We start from the raw sequence: 3,229 nt of genomic DNA, 5'->3' as shown, positions 1-3,229 counted from the left end.
GCGACGGGTCTCCGGGTCGACGAGCCCGCCTTCCAGGCCCGAGCGCGCCGCGCGCCAGGTGGCGGCGCGCAGCCACTCGTGGTGCCCGTCGCACCGGTGGTCCGCCCCCTGCTCCAGACGGTCGCGGGCGTCGCGCACCAGGGCCCGGAACAGTCCGGCGACCAGCGCCACCGTCTCGGTGCGCGGGCAGGCGTCGCAGACGCGCAGCTCCAGCGTGCGCTGGTGGTCCGAGGGGCGTACGTCGTGGTAGAGCATCCCGGTGTCGGTGATGACGCCCGAGTCGATCAGTTCGGCCATGGCGGCGTCGTACTCCGCGGCGCTTCCGTAGCAGCCGGCGGGGCCCGCGGTCGGCCACCGCTGCCACAGCATGGTGCGCCAGCTGGCGTACCCGGTGTCGGAGCCCAGCCAGTACGGCGAACTGGCCGACAGGGCCAGCAGCGGCGGCAGCCAGGGCGACACCAGGCACATGGCGCGTACCGCGGTGTCCCGGTCGGGTACGTCGACGTGTATCTGGGCGCTGCAGATCAGCTGCTCGTCCGCGACCCGGCGGTAGTCGTCGGCCATGCGCCGGAAACGGGGGTCGGCGGTGACGTCGCGGGAGGTGACGCGGGCCAGCGGCACGGTGCCCGCGGCGACGACGGCGAGGCCGAAGGAGGAGGCGGCCGCGTCCAGCCTGCGCCGGGTGGCGGACAGATCCGCGAAGAAGGTGTCGAGGGTGTCGTGAACCCGGCTGTTGCTCTCCACGGCCGACTGCTGCAGCTCACGGCTGAAGCCGGATCCGCCGAGCCGGCCGAGCAGCGTGTCGGCCCGTGGCACGAGCCGGCCGCTCTCCACGTCCAGGACGTGAAACTCTTCCTCTGCTCCGATGCGCACCGTCACCGCTGGTCCCCTTGCTCTCGTCCTGTGCCGTCTCCGCACGGGTCCCCGAGGTCACCGGCGGCGAATTCAGCGCATTCCGGGTGCCCAGGATGAGGTGTGCGCAATCGGGCCGCGGTGGACGAGGCCCACGGCTTCGGCACCGGCCGTCCCGTCCCCGCCGCCACCGTGGACCTCGCGACGTCCACGGCGTCGATCGGCTTCCTGGAGGGTGCGGTCCTCCACTCCCCCGCCGAGGGGGGCTCCCGCGCCCCGACGACGGCGTCCCGGGAACTCGGCCCCTTGCTCGGCACGGCGGTGACGGGGCCCGACTCGGGTGGTGACGCCGGGAGATGAGGCCGCGTTGACTACAGTGAGCACGCCAGTATCCGGCGATCGATGGACCAGTGAGGTAATCGCGAACCATGCCGACCGAAACGTTTGAGTTCCAGGTAGAGGCCCGTCAGCTGCTCCAGCTGATGATCCACTCGGTCTACTCGAACAAGGACGTCTTCCTCCGGGAACTCGTCTCCAACGCCTCCGACGCGCTCGACAAGCTGCGGCTGGCCGCGCTGCGGGACGACACGCTCGACGCCGACGTCTCCGATCTGCACATCGAGCTCGAGATCGACCGGGACGCCCGCACGCTCACCGTGCGGGACAACGGCATCGGGATGTCGTACGACGAGGTGGGGCAGCTCATCGGCACCATCGCCAACTCGGGCACCGCCGAGTTCCTGCGGGAGCTGAAGGAGGCGCAGGACGCGGCGGGTGCGGAGGGCCTGATCGGCCAGTTCGGTGTCGGCTTCTACTCGGGCTTCATGGTCGCGGACGAGGTCACCCTGCTGACCCGGCGCGCGGGAGAGCGGCAGGGCACGCGCTGGAGCTCGCGCGGCGAGGGCACGTACACGCTGGAGGCGGTCGACGACGCGCCCCAGGGCACCTCCGTCACGCTGCACCTGAAGCCGGCCGACCCCGACAACCAGCTGCACGACTACACCTCGGTGTGGAAGATCAAGGAGATCGTCAAGCGCTACTCGGACTTCATCACCTGGCCGGTCAGGCTGGTCGGTGAGACGAACGGGGCGGGCGAGGACGGCGAGGACGGCGGGGCGGCCGAGCCGGAGACGCTGAACTCGATGAAGGCGCTGTGGGCGCGTTCGCGCGAGGAGGTGTCCGAGGAGGAGTACCACGAGCTGTACAAGCACATCGGGCACGACTGGCGTGAGCCGCTGGAGACCATCCAGCTGCAGGCCGAGGGGACCTTCGAGTACCAGGCCCTGCTGTTCGTGCCCTCGCACGCCCCGCACGACCTGTTCAACCAGAACTTCCGGCACGGGCTGCAGCTGTACGTGAAGCGCGTCTTCATCATGGACGACTGCGAGGCGCTGCTGCCGTCGTACCTGCGGTTCGTCAAGGGTGTGGTCGACGCGCAGGACCTCTCGCTGAACGTGTCGCGCGAGATCCTCCAGCAGGACCGGCACATCCGGATGATGCAGCGCCGGCTGACGAAGAAGGTACTGGCGTCGGTCAAGAGCATGATGACGGGTGACGCCGAGCGGTACGCGACGTTCTGGCGGGAGTTCGGCGCCGTGCTGAAGGAGGGGCTCGTCACCGACCCCGACCACCGTGACGCCGTCCTCGCGGTGGCGTCGTTCGCGAGCACGCACGGGGACGACGGGACGGTCACGCTGAAGCAGTACGTGGAGCGGATGCCGGAGGGGCAGGACGACATCTACTACCTCACCGGCGAGTCCCGGGAGAGCGTCGACAGCTCCCCGCACATGGAGGCGTTCCGGGAGCGGGGCATCGAGGTGCTGCTGCTCACCGACCCGGTCGACGAGGTGTGGACCGACGCCGTCGGCGAGTACGAGGGCAGGCGGCTGCGGTCGGTCGCCAAGGGCGAGATCGACCTCACCGCGCGGGAGGACGACAGGAGCGAGGACGAACGGGAGAAGCAGGCCGAGGCGTACGCGGGTCTGCTCGGCTGGATGGGGGAACGGCTGGGGGAGGACGTCAAGGAGGTGCGTCTGTCGACGCGGCTCACGAAGTCCCCTGCCTGTCTCGTCGCCGACGCGGACGACCTCACTCCGGCGCTGGAGAACATGTACCGGGCCATGGGCCAGGAGGTGCCCCGGACCCGGCGCATCCTGGAACTCAACCCGGATCACGCCCTGGTGAAGGGCCTGAACGAGGCGTACGGGGAGCGGGAGGACCGCTCGGACCTCACCGAGACGTCCGAACTGCTGTACTCGCTCGCCGTGTTGGCGGAGGGCGGCCGGCCGAAGGACCCGGCACGGTTCGTGCAGCAGATGGCCGGCCGGCTGGAGCGCACTCTGTGAGCGGACCCGTCCGGAGCACGGTGGGGTGACGG

At 70.3% G+C, this 3,229-nt stretch carries 3 protein-coding genes; 2 read left to right on the top strand and 1 reads right to left on the bottom strand.

Going from position 1 to position 3,229, the window contains the following annotated elements:
* The coding region (locus tag B9S61_RS01135; RefSeq protein WP_103540499.1) for a YbdK family carboxylate-amine ligase at positions 1-879 on the bottom strand (879 nt) is incomplete at its 3' end.
* 96 nt (positions 880-975) lie between these two features.
* On the opposite strand from B9S61_RS01135, the gene B9S61_RS01130 reads away from it, so the two are divergent.
* Together B9S61_RS01130 and htpG are read left to right on the top strand one after the other, a co-directional pair.
* Positions 976-1,212, top strand: coding sequence for a hypothetical protein (locus B9S61_RS01130; protein WP_103540498.1), 237 nt, complete (start codon positions 976-978; stop codon positions 1,210-1,212).
* A 68-nt stretch (positions 1,213-1,280) separates the two neighbouring features.
* On the top strand, positions 1,281-3,197 hold the full coding sequence (gene htpG, locus B9S61_RS01125) for a molecular chaperone HtpG (protein WP_103540497.1): 1,917 nt from the start codon (positions 1,281-1,283) through the stop codon (positions 3,195-3,197).
* Positions 3,198-3,229: the final 32 nt, after the last annotated feature.

Source organism: Streptomyces sp. SM1 (assembly GCF_002910825.1).
Taxonomy (GTDB): domain Bacteria; phylum Actinomycetota; class Actinomycetes; order Streptomycetales; family Streptomycetaceae; genus Streptomyces; species Streptomyces okerensis.
This window is presented reverse-complemented; position numbering and strand designations above follow the sequence as displayed.

Excerpts from the sequence above, each read along its gene's own strand:
- htpG (WP_103540497.1), top strand. The coding sequence starts at position 1,281 with ATGCCGACCGAAACGTTTGAGTTCCAGGTAGAGGCCCGTCAGCTGCTC.